The organism is Gordonia sp. SMJS1, from assembly GCF_029866425.1.
In the GTDB taxonomy this organism is placed as follows: Bacteria; Actinomycetota; Actinomycetes; order Mycobacteriales; family Mycobacteriaceae; genus Gordonia; species Gordonia hongkongensis.
On the sequence record NZ_CP123381.1, the window covers coordinates 1,333,188 to 1,351,536 of the forward strand.

At 67.8% G+C, this 18,349-nt stretch carries 19 protein-coding genes and 1 pseudogene; 7 read left to right on the plus strand and 13 right to left on the minus strand.

All coding sequences use genetic code 11. The features are described from left to right. Positions 1–55 precede the first annotated feature (55 nt). Entirely contained in the window at positions 56–1,183 is a 1,128-nt protein-coding gene (locus QAD21_RS06080; protein ID WP_065630762.1) for a citrate synthase 2, read from the minus strand. 128 nt (positions 1,184–1,311) lie between these two features. Here QAD21_RS06080 and pdxH point away from each other — a divergent pair, with 128 nt between their 5' ends. Beyond that, on the plus strand, positions 1,312–2,046 hold the full coding sequence (gene pdxH, locus QAD21_RS06085; RefSeq protein WP_065630763.1) for a pyridoxamine 5'-phosphate oxidase: 735 nt from the start codon (positions 1,312–1,314) through the stop codon (positions 2,044–2,046). Positions 2,047–2,071: 25 nt separating this feature from the next. Here pdxH and QAD21_RS06090 read toward each other — a convergent pair whose 3' ends face one another. Continuing rightward, the gene (locus tag QAD21_RS06090) at positions 2,072–2,518 is read right to left on the minus strand and encodes a hypothetical protein (protein WP_137810790.1); all 447 of its coding nucleotides are present in this window, start codon (positions 2,516–2,518) and stop codon (positions 2,072–2,074) included. Between the two features lie 158 nt (positions 2,519–2,676). Between QAD21_RS06090 and QAD21_RS06095 the strand changes: the two genes are divergently transcribed. Beyond that, complete coding sequence (locus QAD21_RS06095) at positions 2,677–3,945, plus strand: MFS transporter (RefSeq protein WP_065630765.1); 1,269 nt, start codon at positions 2,677–2,679, stop codon at positions 3,943–3,945. Between the two features lie 44 nt (positions 3,946–3,989). Beyond that, positions 3,990–5,063, plus strand: coding sequence for a 2-oxoglutarate and iron-dependent oxygenase domain-containing protein (locus tag QAD21_RS06100; protein ID WP_205334258.1), 1,074 nt, complete (start codon positions 3,990–3,992; stop codon positions 5,061–5,063). Positions 5,064–5,078: 15 nt separating this feature from the next. Here the strand turns inward: QAD21_RS06100 and QAD21_RS06105 are convergent, their stop codons facing one another. The 6 genes from QAD21_RS06105 to QAD21_RS06130 form a co-directional block, all read right to left on the minus strand. Then, positions 5,079–6,143 (minus strand): oxygenase MpaB family protein, encoded by a 1,065-nt coding sequence (locus QAD21_RS06105; RefSeq protein WP_205334259.1) that lies wholly within the window; start codon positions 6,141–6,143, stop codon positions 5,079–5,081. Positions 6,144–6,197: 54 nt separating this feature from the next. After that, positions 6,198–6,467, minus strand: a complete 270-nt coding sequence (locus QAD21_RS06110) for a DUF4235 domain-containing protein (RefSeq protein ID WP_058251595.1) — start codon at positions 6,465–6,467, stop codon at positions 6,198–6,200. Positions 6,468–6,532: 65 nt separating this feature from the next. Further along, a complete protein-coding gene (locus QAD21_RS06115) occupies positions 6,533–6,790 on the minus strand; it encodes a DUF3618 domain-containing protein (protein WP_068970279.1) in 258 nt (85 codons plus the stop codon). Continuing rightward, a complete protein-coding gene (locus QAD21_RS06120) occupies positions 6,791–7,186 on the minus strand; it encodes a phage holin family protein (protein ID WP_035718303.1) in 396 nt (131 codons plus the stop codon). It lies immediately after the preceding gene. A gap of 100 nt (positions 7,187–7,286) precedes the next feature. Then, positions 7,287–8,159: a biotin-dependent carboxyltransferase family protein gene (locus QAD21_RS06125; protein WP_165630394.1), complete on the minus strand. Its 873-nt coding sequence runs from the start codon at positions 8,157–8,159 to the stop codon at positions 7,287–7,289. Next, positions 8,156–8,821, minus strand: a complete 666-nt coding sequence (locus QAD21_RS06130) for an allophanate hydrolase subunit 1 (RefSeq protein WP_165630393.1) — start codon at positions 8,819–8,821, stop codon at positions 8,156–8,158. The genes QAD21_RS06125 and QAD21_RS06130 overlap by 4 nt, the downstream gene beginning before the upstream one ends. A 125-nt stretch (positions 8,822–8,946) precedes the next feature. Here QAD21_RS06130 and QAD21_RS06135 point away from each other — a divergent pair, with 125 nt between their 5' ends. The 4 genes from QAD21_RS06135 (at position 8,947) to QAD21_RS06150 (ending at position 13,058) form a co-directional block, all read left to right on the plus strand. Then, positions 8,947–9,897 (plus strand): carbohydrate kinase, encoded by a 951-nt coding sequence (locus QAD21_RS06135; RefSeq protein WP_159370292.1) that lies wholly within the window; start codon positions 8,947–8,949, stop codon positions 9,895–9,897. A gap of 61 nt (positions 9,898–9,958) precedes the next feature. Continuing rightward, entirely contained in the window at positions 9,959–11,281 is a 1,323-nt protein-coding gene (locus tag QAD21_RS06140; RefSeq protein ID WP_078113443.1) for a citrate synthase, read from the plus strand. 56 nt (positions 11,282–11,337) lie between these two features. Next, positions 11,338–11,706, plus strand: coding sequence for an FKBP-type peptidyl-prolyl cis-trans isomerase (locus QAD21_RS06145; protein ID WP_058251588.1), 369 nt, complete (start codon positions 11,338–11,340; stop codon positions 11,704–11,706). Between the two features lie 14 nt (positions 11,707–11,720). Beyond that, positions 11,721–13,058 (plus strand): deoxyribodipyrimidine photo-lyase, encoded by a 1,338-nt coding sequence (locus QAD21_RS06150; RefSeq protein ID WP_280361619.1) that lies wholly within the window; start codon positions 11,721–11,723, stop codon positions 13,056–13,058. Between the two features lie 18 nt (positions 13,059–13,076). Here QAD21_RS06150 and QAD21_RS06155 read toward each other — a convergent pair. The 5 genes and pseudogenes from QAD21_RS06155 to QAD21_RS06175 all read right to left on the minus strand — a co-directional run bounded on the left by QAD21_RS06155 (position 13,077) and on the right by QAD21_RS06175 (position 18,343). Continuing rightward, positions 13,077–14,787 (minus strand): annotated as a pseudogene (locus tag QAD21_RS06155) (DUF222 domain-containing protein). A 502-nt stretch (positions 14,788–15,289) separates the two neighbouring features. Continuing rightward, complete coding sequence (locus tag QAD21_RS06160; protein WP_280360824.1) at positions 15,290–16,519, minus strand: ABC transporter permease; 1,230 nt, start codon at positions 16,517–16,519, stop codon at positions 15,290–15,292. Beyond that, positions 16,516–17,412 carry an ATP-binding cassette domain-containing protein gene (locus QAD21_RS06165; protein WP_265968818.1) on the minus strand — a complete coding sequence of 299 codons (897 nt, stop codon included), beginning with the start codon at positions 17,410–17,412 and terminating at the stop codon, positions 16,516–16,518. The genes QAD21_RS06160 and QAD21_RS06165 overlap by 4 nt, the downstream gene beginning before the upstream one ends. Next, a complete protein-coding gene (locus QAD21_RS06170; RefSeq protein WP_280360827.1) occupies positions 17,409–18,023 on the minus strand; it encodes a hypothetical protein in 615 nt (204 codons plus the stop codon). Before QAD21_RS06170 ends, QAD21_RS06165 begins: the two co-directional genes overlap by 4 nt. After that, entirely contained in the window at positions 18,020–18,343 is a 324-nt protein-coding gene (locus QAD21_RS06175) for a helix-turn-helix transcriptional regulator (protein ID WP_159370296.1), read from the minus strand. The genes QAD21_RS06170 and QAD21_RS06175 overlap by 4 nt, the downstream gene beginning before the upstream one ends. Positions 18,344–18,349: the final 6 nt, after the last annotated feature.

Below are 18,349 nucleotides of genomic sequence, written 5' to 3' on the forward strand. Positions count from 1 at the left end.
CGCTATCTGTGAATAGCGAATCTGTGGGGGAAGTAGCGATTCTGGTGGAAGGGACCTACAGGCCCGGCTTCACCACGTCGCCCCAGCCCTCGACGTCTTCGGGGCGCCGGGGGCTCGGACCGGTGTAGATCGCGGCCGGGCGGACCAGCTTGCCGAGGCGCTTCTGCTCGAGGATGTGCGCACACCAGCCGGCGGTCCGGCCGCAGGTGAACATCGCCGGCATCATATGCGTCGGCACCTCGGCGAAGTCGAGGATGACCGCCGCCCAGAACTCGACGTTGGTCTCGATGGCGCGGTCGGGGCGTCGTTCCCGGAGTTCGGTGAGCGCGGCCTGCTCGAGTGCGGCGGCGATCTCGAAGCGGGGGACGCCCAATTCCTGGGCGGTGCGGCGGAGCACGCGGGCACGCGGGTCCTCCGCGCGGTAGACGCGATGCCCGAAGCCCATGAGCTTCTCCTTGCGGTCGAGGATCCCCTTTACGAGTCCCCGTGCGTCACCGGTGTTCTCGACCTCCTCGATCATCGGCAGCACGCGTGCGGGGGCGCCGCCGTGGAGGGGGCCGGACATGGCGCCGATCGCACCCGACAGCGAGGCCGCGACATCGGCTCCGGTGGAGGCGATCACCCGTGCGGTGAACGTCGACGCGTTCATGCCGTGCTCGGCGGCGCTGACCCAGTAGGCGTCTATCGCGGCGATGTGACGCGGATCGGGGTCGCCCTTCCAGCGGGTCATGAAACGTGCGGTGACGGTGTCGCATTCGTCGATGACGTGCTGGGGGACCGCGGGCTGGTGGATGCCGCGCGCGGACTGCGCCACGTACGACAACGCCATCACCGACGCGCGGGCGAGGTTGTCGCGGGCGGTTTCGTCGTCGATGTCGAGCAGCGGCTGGTAACCCCAGATCGGGGCGAGCATGGCGAGCGCGGCCTGGACGTCGACGCGCACGTCACCGGTGTGGATCGGCAGCGGGAACGGTTCGGCCGGCGGTAGGCCGTCGCCGAACTTGCCGTCGACCAGGAGGGCCCACACGTCGGCGAAGGTCACCTTGTTCTCGACCAGGTCCTCGATGTCGACGCCGCGGTAACGGAGGTTGCCGCCGTTCTTGTCCGGTTCGGCGATGTCGGTCGTGAAGGCCACCACGCCCTCGAGTCCGGCGACGAAATCCTCGGGAACTGTGTTGGCCATGGCAACCCACCTCACTCGACGTCCGTGTCGTGCATCCACGAGGATGCAATCCACGACGAACTGTAGATCAGCACGACGCCCCGCGTGTACCCCGGAGTAACGAGCACGGTCGGAGTAGCGTCAGGAAAGTGCTGGACGAGTCGCGCGACCCCATCGACCTGCCGAACATGCGCGTCGGATACGGCGGCGGCATCCCACCGAACATCGGCGAGGGCGACCGCGCCGCCGGTGCCGACGGCATCCGCGAGAACCTCGACCCGAGCTGGCTGCGCGGCGACCCGCCGTGGCTCGATCTCTTCCACGTCTGGCTCCGCGAAGCCGTCGACGCTCGGATCGCCGAGCCCAACGCGATGGTCCTCGGCACCGCCGACGCCGAGGGCAGGCCGTCGACCCGCACCGTCCTGTGCAAGGGGGTCGACGCGAACGGCGTTGTCTTCTTCACCGGGTACGACTCCGACAAAGGCCGACACCTGGCCGCGAATCCGTATGCCTCGGTGACGTTTCCCTGGATCGCGCTGGAACGGCAGGTGCACTTCCGCGGACCGGTCGAACACGTCAGCGCCCTGGAGATCCAGGCGTACTGGGAGCTTCGACCCCGCGGGTCGCAGCTCTCGGCGGCCGCGTCCGAGCAATCACGGCCCATCGGCAGCCGCGTCGAACTCGAGCAGAAGGCCGCCGAACTCGCCGAGGCCTACGGCGGGTTCGACGAGGGTGCCGAGGTCCCGGTCCCGTCCGATTGGGGTGGGTACCGCATCGTCCCGGTCGAGGTCGAGTTCTGGCAGGGGCGAGCGAACCGCCTGCACAACCGGGTTCGGCTGACCCACGTCGATCACTCCTGGCGGGCCGAACGGCTGCAGCCCTGAGCGTCGACACCCGTTCTGCGGGCCGTCAGCGGTAGTCGAGGCGGTTCGGGTCGAGTCTGGCGATACCGCACTGCGCCTGGGCGAAGATCGGTGCCCGGTACACATGGTGCGCGACGCGTACGCCGTTCACCCAGATCGTGCAGCGGGCATAACCGCCCCACGACGTGATGTTCGCGGCTGTCTGCTGTCGCTGCTTGTGCGAGGTGAAAGTGGTTGTGGTCGACCACAACCGGGTCTTCGGATCGTAGTCGCGCAGGCTCATGCCCACGCGGCCCCCGCGAGGTGACATCCGGTTGTGACCGTCGACCCACCAGAAGCCGTACGCGCTCTGCTGATCCGACGCGACCTGCACCGTGATGCGATCGCCGGCCGTCGGATACCGCGGACCGGCCTGTGCCGTCCCCGGAACCGCGAGGCCGAGTACGACGGCCACCGCGACCGTCACCACCGTCATCCAGCGTCGAACACCCATGTGCATCCCCTTCTCCGAGCCCCGACCAAGGTGCAAGGTGCGCCTCGGGCGGAATGACCATAGCGGAGGGCAGCGACCACGCGACGGCACTGTCCACAGGCGGCCTTGTGGAGTGCCTGCGTGGCCGGACGTCGGCGGGCGGTCCTAGCATCATGGAAATGCCCCGCCTCCTCGCCGACACCGCGCCGCTGCGCAACCAGTACTTCCGGCGACTGTGGCTGGCGAACATCGTCACCGTCATCGGCGCGCAGTTGAGTGTGGTCGCGGTGCCGGCCCAGATCTACGAGGTCACCGGTAGCTCTGCCTACGTCGGACTGACCGGTGTCTTCGGCCTGGTGCCGCTCGTCGTGTTCGGGCTCTGGGGTGGGGCGCTGGCCGACGTCGTCGACCGCCGGACCCTGCTCATCATCACGACCGTCGGCCTCATCGTCTGCAGCGCCCTGTTCTGGGCGCAGGCCGCGGCGGGTGGGCAGAACGTGTGGATCGTGTTGGTGCTCTTCGCCGTTCAGCAGGCGTTCTTCGCCGTGAACCAGCCGACGCGGACGGCGGTGCTACCGCGGCTGCTCGACGCCAAGGACCTGCCCGCCGCGCTGTCGCTGAACATGACGGTCATGCAGGCCGGCGCCATCGCCGGGCCACTCGTCGGCGGCGCCCTGATCCCCGTCCTCGGCTATTCGCTGTTGTATTTCGTGGACACGATCTTCCTGCTGCCGACGCTCATCGCCGTCGCGATGCTGCCGTCGCTGCGGCCGGAGAGCGATGCCGCGCCCAAGGTGGCCGGCCTGCGTTCGGTCCTCGAAGGGCTGCGGTATCTCGCCGGGCACAAGATCCTCCTGGCGTCGTTCCTGGTCGACCTGATCGCCATGATCTTCGGCATGCCGCGGGCGCTCTTCCCGCAGATGGCCCACGAGAACTTCGGCGGCCCCGAGGGCGGCGGCATCGCCTTCGCCCTGCTGTTCACGGCGATCTCCGCGGGAGCCGTCGTCGGTGGGATCTTCTCGGGCTGGGTCGCCCGCGTGCAGCGCCAGGGCCTGGCGGTCATCGTGTGCATCATCATCTGGGGTCTGGCGATCACCGGAACCGGGATCGCGGTGTCGTTCGCCGACGGCACAGCCATGCCGATGCTCCTCGTCGCGGTGGTGTTGCTGATGATCGGCGGTGCGGCCGACATGGCGTCGGCGGCGTTCCGGCAGTCGATCCTGCTCACCGCCGCGACCGACGAGGTCCGCGGCCGACTCCAGGGCGTGTTCATCGTCGTGGTCGCCGGCGGGCCCCGGATCGCCGACGTCGCCCACGGCGCCGCGGCCGCCTCGATCGGGGTCGCCGCCGCGACCGCGTTCGGCGGTATCGCGGTCGTCGTCGCGACCATCATCGCGGCGTTGCTGATCCCCGCCTTCGTGCACTACCGCGCCGGTCAGCGCACCTGAGAACGGGTTCCGCCGACCAGCGCGGTCTCGCGATCGGTGCCACCATGGACGCCATGACCGCCGCCGCCACCGGATTCGACGTACCGCTCATCGACATCTCGCCGTACACGCGGAACGGTGACCCGGCCGATCGGGCCGTGGTGGCGGCCAGGTTCGACGACGCGGCGAGTTCGGTCGGCTTCATCCAGGTCGTCGGGCACGAGATCCCCGCCGCCGTCATCGACGAGTTCACCGCCGCCATGGACGTCTTCTTCGCGCTGCCACTGGAGCTGAAGAAGACCTACCGCACGCCGCCGGAGATCAATCGGGGATACGCGCCCCCGAAGTCGGAATCCCTGTCGTTGTCGCTGGGGGTCGAGTCCGCGGCACGCATGAACGACTTCTTCGAGGCCTTCAACGTCGGCGTGGAGGCGACGCAGTACCCGGAACTCGATCTACCCGCCGACCACTACGCGACGAACACGTGGCCGGCCGTCGAGCATTTCCAGGCGGCGGTGTCGGCATACTTCAACGAGGCACGACGCGTCGCCCACACGCTCACCAGGATCTTCGCCGATGCCCTCGACCTACCCGCCGACTTCTTCGAGGGATTCACCGACCATTCGCTCGACGTGCTCCGGATGAACAACTATGCGCTGCCGCCCGGTGAGATCGAGCTGGACGGCGATCCCACCGGCATGGGGGAGCACACCGACTACGGCATCGTGACCGTGTTGTGGGCCGACCAGGTCAAGGGTCTGCAAGTTCTCGACCAGCACGGTGACTGGCACGACGTGAGTCCCGCCGACGGTGCGTTGCTGATCAACCTGGGTGATCTGATGGCGCGCTGGACCAACGAGCGGTGGATGTCCACCTTGCACCGGGTGAAGCCGCCCGTCGTCGACGGAACGGTGGAGCGGCGTCGTTCGGCTGCCTATTTCCACGACGGCAACCTCGACGCGATGATCTCGACCCTGCCGTCGTGCGTGGGGGCGGGCAGCCGCTATTCGCCGATCACCGTGGGCGAACACATCGGTGCGAAGCTCGCCGGCTCCCGAGCGGGCCGTCCGAACCCGCACGCCCCTCGGGAGGCCGGACGTGTCCGGCAGGCGATGCGCCGAAGCCAGGGGCAGCAGTAGTCGTTCGGGCGTATGTCAGTCCGCGGTGAGCACACCCGGGTACGACGCCCGCCGTGCCGCGGTCACCGGGCAATAGTGCATCGGGTTGCCGCGCTCGCTCTGCGGCGGGAGATTGCGCGTCGGCGTGTGCACGATCGGTGCATCCACGGCGACCTTGCCGTGCACGCGATCCCACGCATCGCGCGGTCGGGGGTGGCGCAGCGCCCGCTTGGGTAGGAGCTTGTGCATCACGAGGTTGATGCCCTGACCCACCAGACGGAATAGACGTTCGTCCTTGTCGGTCCACTCGAGCCCGAGGATCTCGCGGATCGGCTCGTCGTAGAACCCGGTGGTCAGCCACATGAACAGTTTCTGGTTCTGCGGCACCAGGTACCGGTCCCACAGCCACGTCGGGATGAAGCTCAGGAACGGCGGGGGCGGCAGTTGGGTGATGTCGAGGACCGTGCGGACCGATACGTGATCACGAAGCACGTTGCGGCACATGTGGTCCCAATACTCCAGGAAGTCCTCGTAGGTCTCCGGGACGGGACGCATCGAGACGCCGTACTGGGCGTACCAGGCTTTGGACTCCTCGAAGAGCTGCCGCTTCTGGTCCTCGGTGAGGAAGGGTCCGAAGCGTTCGCACAGTCGGACGTTGCCGTACCAGAACGTGGCGTGGGCCCAGTAGAAGACGTCGGGATCCAATGCGTGATAGCGGGACCCGTCCTCCATGGTGCCCTTGACGGCGAGGTGGTAGTCGCGCACCTCTTCCCCCGTCCGGGCACCCGGGATGACGGAATCGAAGACGACGCCGCTGATCGGATACAGGGAGCGCATCAGGCGCTGCCACCGTTCGCCGAAGAAGTCCGAATGGTCCCACACCGCCGCACCCAGCTTGGGATGCATGTTCTGGATCGACCCGGCCCACAAGCCCTGGAACATTCCCGTCCAGGTCCCCCAGATCTGCCAGGTCAGCGAATCCGGGCCAAGGGGTTCGTACCCGTGTGTCGCCGACGACGCCGCGCCGGCCGGGCAGGTGGCCTCGGCCGACGCGGCGTCGACGGGACAGGTGTCCTGGGAAGCGTGCAGAACCTCGGCCATGAGACGAAACGATAGGTTCGTCTCACTCGGGTGTCAACCGAGGTCTGCCGGGAGTCACTCCGGATTCTCGTGGGTCACCGCCCGGTACCCGCGCGCTCCGGCGCGGTCGACGGCGGCGCGAACGAGACCGAACACGAGTCCTTGCAGCGCGGCGGCCACGAGAACCTCGGTGTTGCTGCGCTCGAGATCCTTGGGATCGGGCGCCGACTCGTCGTCGGAGATCCGCTTCCAGATCTGCCCGAACACCGCGCCGGCGGCGATACCGCCGAGCACGCTGGTCGCGAGGGACATCGGTTTGTACATCGCCTTCGATACGGCACTCATGACAGCTCCTTGTTCTTGGCTCGACTACAACCGCCCGACGGCGGCCTCTCAGCGACGACGGCCGGTCAGCGACGACGGCGGCGGATCACGATGAACGCGCCCAGCGCCACCACCGCGGCGACGGCCGCACCGATCAACACGGTCTGGTTCTCCTGGGCCTTCACCTGCGCGGTATGCGCGGTTTTCGACGCCGCCTCGTTCACCCGTGCCGGGACATCCAGCTTGGCCGCGAGAGCGTCGACCGTCTCGGCCAGCTCCTCCCGCTGTTGTTCGATCGGCGGCGGATTGTCGGTCGGATTCTGGTCGGGATGTGTCTCACTCATCTACAGGTGCTCCTTCACAGTCGCCACGTCACGCTGGACACTCTCGACGGTTCGCTCCGGTGCCGGGGGCACAGCGGATTTGGCGCGCTTGGCGCCGATCGCCGCGGCGGCCCCGCCGATGACCAGCAGCACGACGCCGACGATCACCGCTGCCAGCCACGCCGGCACGGCGTTTGCCAGTCCGAGCACGGCCGCCGCGACCAGCGTGCCGAGCCCGAACAACACCAGCAGCGTGCCCGCGCCGGAAATCCCCGCACCCACCCCGATGCGGGTGCCCTTACCCTTCATCTCCGCGACGGCGTGCTGCAGTTCGGTCTTCACCAGGGTCGTCGTCTGCTGTTGCAGACGTTCGACGAGTTGCACGGTCGACAAGTCGTTCACAGACGGATCACTCACGCTCGTACCTCCTATCGGGACGCTCGTATGCGTTCCCGCGGCCGTCGAATCCGAAACGTCGGATTCAGCGCGATCAGCATCGACGGAATCGGATCTCCGATCAGCACCGACGAAATCGGATCTCCGATCCGGGTACAAGCTGCGCGGCCAGGTCCACCGCGCCCGCGGCGAGGACCGCCACCACGGGGTAGCCGCCGGTGACCGGGTGATCGGCGAGGAAGATCACCGGACGGCCGCTGGGCGGGACCTGGACCGACCCGTGGGCGATCCCCTCCGAACGGAGCTCGGCGGCGCCGGCGCGATGGGCGAGGAGCGGCTGCGCCGACCCCTCCGCGCGGTCGATCCGCACCCCGACCCGGTTGCTGTCGGACCCGACCAGCCACGTTCCGACGAACAGATCGGACGGCGACTCGAGATGCCCGGCCCGCGGACCCTCGTGGCACTCCAGCACGACGACAGGCGGGTGGTCGCGGTCCGCGGGGGCGGACAAAGCGGTGGGCCAGTCGCCCGCCGCATGGCCCACGGGCAGACGGTCGTCCGTGCGGAGAGGTGGCGGTCCGAGCCCGGACAGCGTATCGGTCGACCGGGAACCCAGTACGGGCTCGACGTCGATCCCACCCCGCACGGCGATGTAGTTGCGCAACCCCCAACCGGGGGTGTCGAGGGCCAGCTCGTCACCGGCGCGCAGCACCAGTGCCGCGGCGAGCCCCGCGGGGACCCCGTTGTGGCGCACCACGGTATCCGCCCCGGTGACCGCGACCAGGACGTCGGCGTCGACGCGTGCCCGGAACCCGCCCATCGTCGTCTCGACGACTGCCGCCCACTCCGCGTTGCCCACAAGGCGATTGGCCAGCGCGAGGGCCCCACGATCAGCACCGCCGGAACCGGGGACACCGAGATCGGCGTAGCCGGGTCGGCCGTGGTCCTGAACAGTCGCGAGGGGTCCCGTCGCGAGAACGGTCAGCGAGGTCATGTGTCGTCGCGTCCGGCGTCGACGAAGCGGACCACCCGGCCCGCAGCGAGCCGGGCGGGGGGATCGGCACCGGCATCCCACAGCCGAACATGGGTGCGGCCCAGCAACTGCCACCCGCCGGGACTCGACCTCGGGTACACCGCGCTGTACCCGGCGGCAATCGCGACCGACCCCTCCGGAACATTCGTGCGGGCCTCCCGGCGTCGGCCGACGGCGTCGAACGGATGCGCTGCCTCGTCGTCGGCGACGAGATACCCGAAACCCGGTGCGAAGCCCATGAACTGGACGCGCCATCGGGTGCGACAGTGCAGCCCGATCACCTCGTCGGTCGTCATCTCCAGTGCCGCAGCGACATCCGGGAGGTCGGCGCCGTCGTACGCTACCGGGATGACGATCTCGTCGGTGCTGTGGGTGTCGGGATCGGCCGCGCTCTTCCGACGCCGGAGCGCCCGGCGGACACCGAGTTCGTCCAGCCCGCGGCCGGGACGGGCCTGGACCAGGACGGTGTGCGCGCTGGGCACGAGGTCGGTGACCTCGGGGAGTTCACCACCCCGGATCGCTTCGCGGAGCGCCGCGACCGCGCTGAGTACCGCGGCCGACGGTGAGTCGTCGGCCGAGAAGTCGAGGACCACCGCGTCGGGGCCCGCCGGCAGCTCGTGCATCCAACGAACTTACCCCGCGCGACACGGTGTCCCACCGATTGAACTCGGGCGGAGGGGCCTGCGTCCGGTGGCAGACTCAGAGAGGACGGGCGCGGGATGGCCGACGCGGAACGTGAGGAGAGACAGTGAGAGAGATCGTCGTCTGCGGTGAGGCGCTCGTCGATGTCGTACAGCAGGGCGGTGGCCGGCACGACACGACCGCCGGCGGTCTGGCGCCGTTGCAGCCCGCCCTCGGTGGTGGCCCGTTCAATGTGGCAATCACGCTGGGACGGTTGGGGAGTGCGGTCTCACTGCTGTCCGCGGTGTCCACCGACACCTACGGCGATGCGGTCCTCGACGCACTCCGGGCCGCCGGCGTGGGAACCGCGTTGGTCCAGCGTCGTGACGAGCCCACCTCGTTGGCCCTGGCGACCATCGCCGACGACGGTTCGGCGCACTACTCCTTCTACGTGGAGGGCACGGCAGATCGTGCGATCGACGATCCCGGCGCACTGCCGCCGACCGTCGCGGCGGTGACCTTCGGGACCCTCTCGCTGGTCCTGGAACCCGGTGCCACGGTGTACGAGAACCTGATGCGCAGATGCCGGGCCGAGGGCCGAGTCGTGGTGTTGGACCCGAACATCCGGCCCGCGGTCATCGCCGACCCCGAGGCCTATCGACGGCGCTTCCGGAGCTGGATGTCGTCGGTGGACGTGGTCAAACTGTCCGACGAGGACGCGGCCTGGCTCAACAAGGGGTCCGCGGGGAGTTCGACGACAGACTGGCTGGCCGACGGCGTCGCCGCGGTGGTCACCACGGCGGGAGCCGCGGGCATCACCGTTCGCACCGCGGCCGGTGAGGTGACCGCACCGGCTCCGGCCGTCGATGTCGTCGACACGATCGGCGCCGGGGACAGCGTGCTCGGGGGCCTCGTCAATCACCTGGACCGGCGTGGTCGACTCACGCCCGGAGCAGTGCGTTCCCTGACCCTCCAGCAGTGGCGGGAAGCGGCTGAATTCGCAGCTCACGTGGCTGCGGTGACGGTCTCGAGGCCCGGCGCCGACCCTCCGTGGGCGGGCGAGCTGAGAAGCGACTAGGTTGTACCTGTGTGTCCTACCCGGTCACTGTAAAAATCTCTGATCTGAATAAGGGGTTCGTGTGTCTGCTGAAACAGTCCCAGCCGACCAGGCGTCCGACACGGCCTCAGCGACCTTCACCTACCCCGGTGGACAGCTGGAGCTCCCGATCCTGAAGGCCACCGAGGGCACCGACTCGGTCGCGCTCGGCAAATTCCTGGCCGAGACCAATCTGACCACCTTCGACGGTGGCTTCGTGAACACCGCGTCGACCAAGTCGGCCATCACCTACATCGACGGTGACGCCGGCATCCTGCGCTACCGCGGAATCCCGATCGACCAGCTGGCCGAGAAGTCGACCTTCATCGAGGTGAGCTACCTGCTCATCTACGGGGAGCTCCCGACTCCGTCGCAGCTCGAGGACTTCACCACCAAGATCCAGCGCCACACCCTCCTGCACGAGGATCTCAAGCGCTTCTTCGACGGATTCCCCCGCAACGCGCACCCGATGCCGGTGCTGTCGAGTGCGGTCAACGCGCTGTCGGCCTACTACCAGGACTCGCTCGATCCCAAGGACGACGAGCAGGTCGAGCTGTCGACGATCCGCCTCCTCGCGAAGCTGCCGACCATCGCGGCGTACGCGTACAAGAAGTCGGCGGGACAGCCGTTCCTGTATCCCGACAACTCGCTGAGCCTCGTCGAGAACTTCCTGCGGATGACCTTCGGCTTCCCCGCGGAGCCCTACGAGGTCAACCCCGAGGTCGCCAAGGCCCTCGACATGCTGTTCATCCTGCATGCCGATCACGAGCAGAACTGTTCCACCTCGACCGTCCGCCTGGTGGGCTCGTCGCAGGCCAACCTGTTCACGTCGATCTCCGGCGGCATCAACGCGCTCTGGGGCCCGCTGCACGGCGGCGCCAACCAGGCCGTGCTCGAGATGCTCGACGACATCCGGGCCGACGGTGGCGACACCAAGGACTTCATGAAGCGGGTGAAGAACAAGGAGGCCGGCGTCAAGCTGATGGGCTTCGGTCACCGCGTCTACAAGAACTACGACCCGCGCGCCGCCATCGTGAAGAAGACCGCCGACACGATCCTGGAATCGCTTGGCGTGCAGGACGACCTGCTCGACATCGCCAAGGGTCTCGAAGAGGTCGCCCTCAACGACGACTACTTCATCGAGCGCAAGCTGTACCCGAACGTGGATTTCTACACCGGTGTCATCTACCGTGCGATGGGCTTCCCGACGCGCATGTTCACCGTGCTGTTCGCGCTGGGACGCCTGCCGGGATGGATCGCGCACTGGCGCGAGATGCACGAGGACCCGACCACCAAGATCGGCCGTCCGCGTCAGCTCTACACCGGCTACACCGAACGCGACTACGTGCAGATGGGCGATCGCTGAGCGACCGTTCCGACGCACCGCCTGACCGCCGAACACCCGACTCAAAGGAGAGTCCAGTGACCAGCACCGAGAAGCCAGTGGTCGAGTTCCAGGCGGGACCCCCGCCGGCCGACCTCACCATCTCCGACCTCATCGTCGGCGAGGGCGAGGAAGCCGCTCGCGGCGGCATCGTCGACGTCCACTACGTCGGGGTCGACTACGAGACGGGCGAAGAGTTCGATTCGTCGTGGGATCGCGGCCAGTCGGCCAACTTCCCGCTGGACCGGTTGATCCCGGGCTGGCAGGAAGGCATCCCCGGGATGAAGGTCGGCGGACGCCGCCAGCTGACGGTTCCGCCCGAGCTGGCCTACGGCTCGGCCGGTGCCGGACACCGTCTCTCGGGACGGACCCTCGTGTTCGTCATCGACCTGCTCGGAGTGGGCTGACGTCCGCCACCGAACTGGTCTGGCTCAGGCGCGATCTACGCCTGAGTGACCTCCCGCCGCTCGCCGCGGCCGCCTCGAGGACCGATTCGTCGGTCCTCGTGTGCTTCGTGGTGGACCCGCGGCTGGAGAAGTCCGCGGGCGAGCGGCGGCTCGCGTTCCTGTTCGACTCCCTGCGGGAACTGGACGACAAGCTCGACGGCAAGCTGCTCGTCGTGCGGGGCCGACCCGAGGTCGAGATCCCGAAGCTGGCCCGGGCGGTCGACGCCGAACGGGTGCACATCTCCGAGGACTTCGCCCCGTTCGGCCGCCGACGCGACGAGGCCGTCGCCGACGCGCTCGGCGACATCGAGCTCGTGGCCACCGGGTCGCCGTACCTCGTCTCACCCGGTCGTGTCACCAAAGACGACGGCGAGCCGTACAAGGTCTTCACCCCGTACTTCAAGCGGTGGCGTGACCACGGCTGGCGTGCGCCCGCCGACTCGTCGGTGCCTGCGAAGAAGATCGTCGATCCGTCCGAGCTGACGAAGACCGGGCGCATCAAGATACCGAAGTCGCCGACCGGGTTGTCGTTGCCCGCCGGTGAGGACGCGGCGCTCGAGCGGTGGGCCGAGTACGTCGACGACGGTCTCGCCGACTACGACTCCGGCCGCAACGATCCCGCGGGTGACAGCACCAGCCGGATGTCGGCGTATCTCAAGTACGGCAACATCCATCCCCGCACGATGGCCGCCGATCTCGGCAAGTCTGGTTCTGCTCCCCGAGGTGCGAAGGAGCGCAGCGACGGAGCCTCGAGGGGGCCGCAAGCGTATCTACGCGAACTCGCCTTCCGCGACTTCTACGCCGACGTGCTGTTCCACTGGCCACATAGCTTGTGGCACAACTGGAATCGACAGTTCGACGGCATCGACCTCGACACCGACAAGAAGGCCTACGAGCGTTTCGACGCGTGGAAGGCAGGGCGTACCGGTTTTCCGCTCGTCGACGCCGGGATGCGTCAGCTCGCGGAGACCGGGTACATGCACAATCGGGTGCGCATGGTGACCGCGTCCTTCCTCGTCAAGGACCTGCACCTGCCGTGGTGGTGGGGAGCGGAATGGTTCCTCGAGCAGCTCATCGACGGTGACATGGCGTCGAACAACCACGGCTGGCAGTGGGCCGCCGGTACGGGAACCGATGCGGCGCCGTACTTCCGGGTGTTCAACCCCGAGGCGCAGGCCAAGAAGTTCGATCCCGACGGCGAGTACGTCCGACGCTGGGTCGGTGACGTCGAAGCCGACGACTATCCCGAGCCGATGGTCGATCACAAGGCCGAGCGTGAGGAAGCGCTCCGCCGTTTGGCCAGATCTAGCTGATCTCAGAGGACGAGTCCGTCAGAATGGTGGCGGGTTCTCGAGGAAGTCGCGACGGTCGGCTTCGAGTTCGGCCTCGCGTCGTTTCTTGTTGCGGGCGCGTTCTTGTCGCCGGCGGGCCAGTTTGGCGTCCAGTCGGCTGTGTGTGCGCTCTGGGTTGTCGGTGGTGATCACCCGTGGGGTGGGTGGGGCTTGGGCGGCTTGTTCGAACCGGATCCGCCGAAGGTTCGCCGAAGGTGTCTTCGAGGGTTTCGGCGTCGCCGGGCAGGGTGACCCCTTCGGGGGTTTCGTATTCGGTGACCAGGCGACCGTCGTCGTCGCGGTATTGCACATCGACCCAGTCCCCGTGGGTTTTGAACAGGTGACCGGGGCGGCATTTGGCGTTGAGGTTCTCACTCGACGTTGCCCCACCCCGGGCGGGGTCGGTGTGGTCGTACTCGGTGACGTGATCGAGATCGCACGCGAACGCTGAACGGGTGCAGCCGGGTTCGGTGCAATATCCGTCCCGCACCCGCACGAAATCAGCACACGACGCGGTGGGCCGATACCCGTTGCCGGGGTGCGTAGCCGGATACACCACCGCGACACTCGCGGTGGTCTCGACGGGTCGATCGGGTTCGGCTGCGTCCGTTTTATTTCCGCCGCGGGTGCCGGTCGTGGCGTCGTCGGCTCGGGTGTCCTCGGCTGGTGCCGGGCGCTGGGCGGTCCGCCGCTGGTCATCGTCGTTGGTGCTGGGGGCGGCGTAGGTGGGTTGGGTGCGGGCGGGGGTGACCGGGGACAGCGTGGCGTCCGGGCGGGCGGCGAGGTCACGGACGTGTTCGTCGCTGATGATGCCGTGTTCGTCGAGGAACCCGACCCCGGGTGCTCCGGCCAGGGTGGAGGCATCGGTGACGACATGGATCACGACCTCGGCGCGGACCGCGTCGAGGACGCTTTGCGGGTCCGGGATGTCGGCGGTGCACGGCTGTTCATCGTCGCACTGGCAGTCGAAGCTGGTGCGGGTCAACAGCGCGAACATCGCATCGGATCGTCGTATCCCCTGGGTGCGGCCATCCCGCTTACAGACCGTGTCGGCGAGGATGGCGACGGCTTTGGCCGAGATCCGCACGTTCTCCGCCGACATCACGGCGGTGAGTTCGGCGGTGCCGTCGGGCAGTTCGTGGGTCCACACCCCACGTTGATCCATCGCGTCTTTGCGGCGTTGGCGTACCGCGTCGGGGTCGTGGCGGAACACGAGGCGGTCGACCATGTCGCGCAGGCGCGCTCGGTCCCACACACCTGTGCGGCGGCGCACGGTGTCGGCGATCTCGGCATCCAACGCGGGGGTGATGGGGTCATCGGTGGGGATCAGTTCGGTGCGGGAGATGACCAACCGGATCTGCCACTGCGACAGGACCCCGTCACGCAGCGTGTCCGCTACCTCGGGTAGCCGATCGCGCAGTGCGATGGCCTCGTCGATGAGGGTTTCGGCGTGGCGGCGGGACACCCCGGCTTGGCGGGCGATGCGGGCGACGCAGTCAGCATGGCCGTCCATGACGAACCCGGACGCGCTGGTGGTGATCAGGCGGTCGGTCATCGCCGCGATCGTCTGATAGCGGTGCCAGGCGAGGTAGGACTCGCCGCGTCGTGTGGCGTCGAGGCCGGCCATCAACATGACCATGTCGGTCTCGGCGGCGTGGGCAGGATCGACCCCGGCGATGTACTCGCCCGGTAGATCGGTCCAAGCCTTCACAACGCCCCCCGACGCTTGTTTCGTCACCCGCCCCGAGCTGGGTGAGCTGTTACCAACCAATCTAAACCCGACCACCGACAAAACCTGGATGAGTCTCCACAGCAGATGACATCGTCGTAGACGAAATGTGCGCTGGGCGTTGCGGTATGGTGCCGTCCGGGTCGGTGGTGGCTGAGATCGTCGGGTCGCCAGGTGGTTTCGACACGGCGACTCGCCTAGCGGCTCGTTGCCGGCTCAACCAGCGGGGGGCGACTCGCCTAGCGGCTCGTTGCCGGCTCAACCAGCGGGGGGTGGGCGACTCGCCTAGCGGCTCGTTGCCGGCTCAACCAGCGGAGGGAGGGGCGCCTCAACCAGCGGAGGGCGCGGCGAAGGGTCCTGCCACGCATCGCAACAGGACCCTTCGTGACGCTCGCAAGCTCGCTCCTCAGGGATCGGAGGGTGACGCTCGCAAGCTCGCTCCTCAGGGGCCGGAGGGTGACGCTCGCAGGCTCGCTCCTCAGGCTCAGCGGGCGAGCTTGAGTACCTCGCCCCAGCCGATCCGCGAGCCGGTGCGCAGGATGGACCGCTGGTAGATCCGCGCGGCGATCCAGGTGGCCGCAGCACAGGCGGCGCCCATCAGGCCGAAGGTGACGATGATCTGGACGGCATCGGTGTCGCCGGTCGCGATGCGCATCGGCATGAGCGCCGCGCTGAACGGCGGTATCCAGCTGAGCACCTCGATCAACGTCGAATCCATCGCCTGCACACCGAAGATGCCGGAGTACAGCACCGCCACCGCGAGGAACGTCAGCGGCGCGGACGACGAGTTCAGCTCCTCCTGCCGGGAGACGATGGCCCCGGTTGCCGCGTAGAGCGAGGAGAAGAACAGGAAGCCGAGGAGGAACCAGGCGATCACCGCCGCGAACATCCCGATGGCGGCGCCCGGAAGGGTGAGGATTCCGGTCGCGGTGCCTGCGATCAGCGCGGTGGCACCGAGCAGTACCACCTGCCCGAGGGCGACCACACCGATGCCGATGATCTTGCCCCACAACAGATGCAGCGGCTTGATGGTCGCCAGGAGCAGTTCCACGACGCGCGACGTCTTCTCCTCGACGACGCCGACGGCGACCATCGTGCCGCCCATCATGATCGCGGTGACGAGCAGCACCACGCCGACCATCGCGATGAGCAGGCGCTGTCCCTCGTCTGGGTTGTCCGGTTCGGTCTGCGAGACCGAGATGTCCACGGTCGGCAGGGCGGCGGCGTCGACACCGCGTTCGGCCAGTGCCGCAGAGAGATTCGCCTGCGACACCGCGGTGCGGATCGGGCCCTCCACAGCCGGTTCGAGGCTGTCCTTGGTGATGATCACATACGATCCCGGCGTCTCTCCGGGCACCAGCGCGGCCTTCACGTCGCCGCTGTTGACCCGATCGCGTGCCTGTTCGACGGTGTCGGCCGGCTCGGTGGCGATCGTCGTGCCGGAGGCCTCACCGACGGAGACGATGGATTCGGTGACGGCGGCCGGCTGACCCACGACGGCGACCTTCTCGACGTCGTCGCCGCCGGAGAACAGGTTGATGATGATGGACCCGGCGACGATCACGATCATCAGCAGCGCGGTACTGACGACGAAGGACTTGGTCTTGGCGCGCGTGGTGATCTCGCGGCCGGCGACGAGTCGGATCGCCTGTGCGGCAGATGCTCTCGGATCGGAACCGGTGGTGGAAACCGGGGTGTCGGGTAGCGTGGTCATGCGGAAACCACCTCTCGGAACAGGTCGGTCAGGGACGGGGTCGAGGTCGCGAACCGGTGCACCGGCCCGTTCTGGAGGGCGGTCGCCAGGATCAGCTGATCGTCGGCGATCTCAGGGTCGATCAGCAGGCGGGTCGTCTCGCCGTAGTCGACGCCGCGGACACCGGGCAGGGAGTCGGCCCACGCGACATCGGCACGCGGCCCGGTGATCTCGAGCGTGATGCCCTCGCGTGCACGCAGGTCGTCGACCGTGCCGAGGGCGCGCATCTCACCGCGCGCGATGATGCCCACCCGGTTGCAGAGTCGCTGCACGAGGTCGAGTTGGTGCGAGGAGAAGATCACCGGGATGCCCTCGGCAGCCTTCTCTTTGAGCACGTCGCTCATCACGTCGACGGCGACGGGGTCCAGGCCCGAGAACGGCTCGTCGAGCACCAGAACGCTGGGATCGTGGACCAGGGCGGCGGCGAGCTGGACCCGCTGCTGGTTGCCGAGGCTCAGGTCGGCGACGTTGTCGTCGTAGCGGGCGCCCACGCCGAGGCGATCGGTCCACCGCTGGACGGAATCCTGCGCCTCGGCCGCCGACATCCCGTGCAACCGGGCGAGAAAGGTGAGCTGTTCGCCGACCTTCATCTTGGGGTACAGACCGCGCTCCTCGGGCATGTACCCGATCCGCCGACGCAGGTCGAGGTCGATGGGCTGTGTGCCCAGGCGAACCTCTCCGGCGTCGGCGGCCAGCACGCCGAGGATGATGCGCATGGTGGTGGACTTGCCGGCGCCGTTGCTGCCGACGAACCCGAAGATCTCGCCGGGGTCGACGGAGAAGGTCATGTCGCGCAGCGCGATGAGGTCTCCATACCGTTTGTGGAGCCCGTCGACGATCAATGGTGCGGTCATTGCGCGCTCTCCTCACTGGGAATGGTTGTCGTATCCGATGGCAGTGCTTCGAGATCCTCGGGGTCCGGATCCGCCATCCACCACGCGGTGAGCATGGTGGGCACGCAGATCGCGGCGAGGACGAGCGTGATGAGCAGGATGGCCGATCCGTAGACCGCCTGGCCGGACACCTGGTCGTCGAAGCTGAGGACGACCAGCACCGCGTACGGGATGAACATCAGGCTGTACAGGACGGTGAAACCGATGGAACGCGCCGAATTGCGTTGCGCCACCTGGATCTCGTCGAGAGCGGTGACCGGCGTGTCGGCGATCGACCCGGTGACGATCCGCGTCAGGTACAGGGTCGTGATGATGCCGGCGAGTCCGACCAGGAAGGGCACCAGGAAGATTCCGGTGTCGAAGAACGCGAGAGTCGAGCTGAGGATCAGCAGGATGGCGAAGAACGCCTGCACGAGCACGAGTCGTCGATAGGTTCGCCGGGTGCGCCACGAGGTGAGGCGGTGGGCGTTCTTGTCGTTGAACTCCTGGTGCCGGCGGCCCCGCCACTCCTCGTAGCGGCGCCAGAGGGCGGGTGTGGCCTCCTCGGGGATGGCCGAATTGGGGTCGTTCATCGTTCACCTCCGGACTCGTCGGTGTGGGTGGCTGGATGCAGGTCTTGACGTGGCGACGATTGGCGCCGGTACAGCGCCGACGACATCGCCCCGAATTCGTGCCGGCTGAACACCGCCTCCACCGGTAGGTCGAAGACGTCGCAGATGCGGAACGCCAGGTCGAGGCTGGGGTAGTTGTCGCCGCGCTCGAGTGCGCCCACCGATTGGACGTTGATGCCGACGACTGCGGCGAGTTCGGCCCGCGACATCCGACGCTCCGCCCGCAGCACGCCGATGCGGTTGTAGATGGGGAGCTTTTCCCCACGGCGTATTGGACTCACCTGACT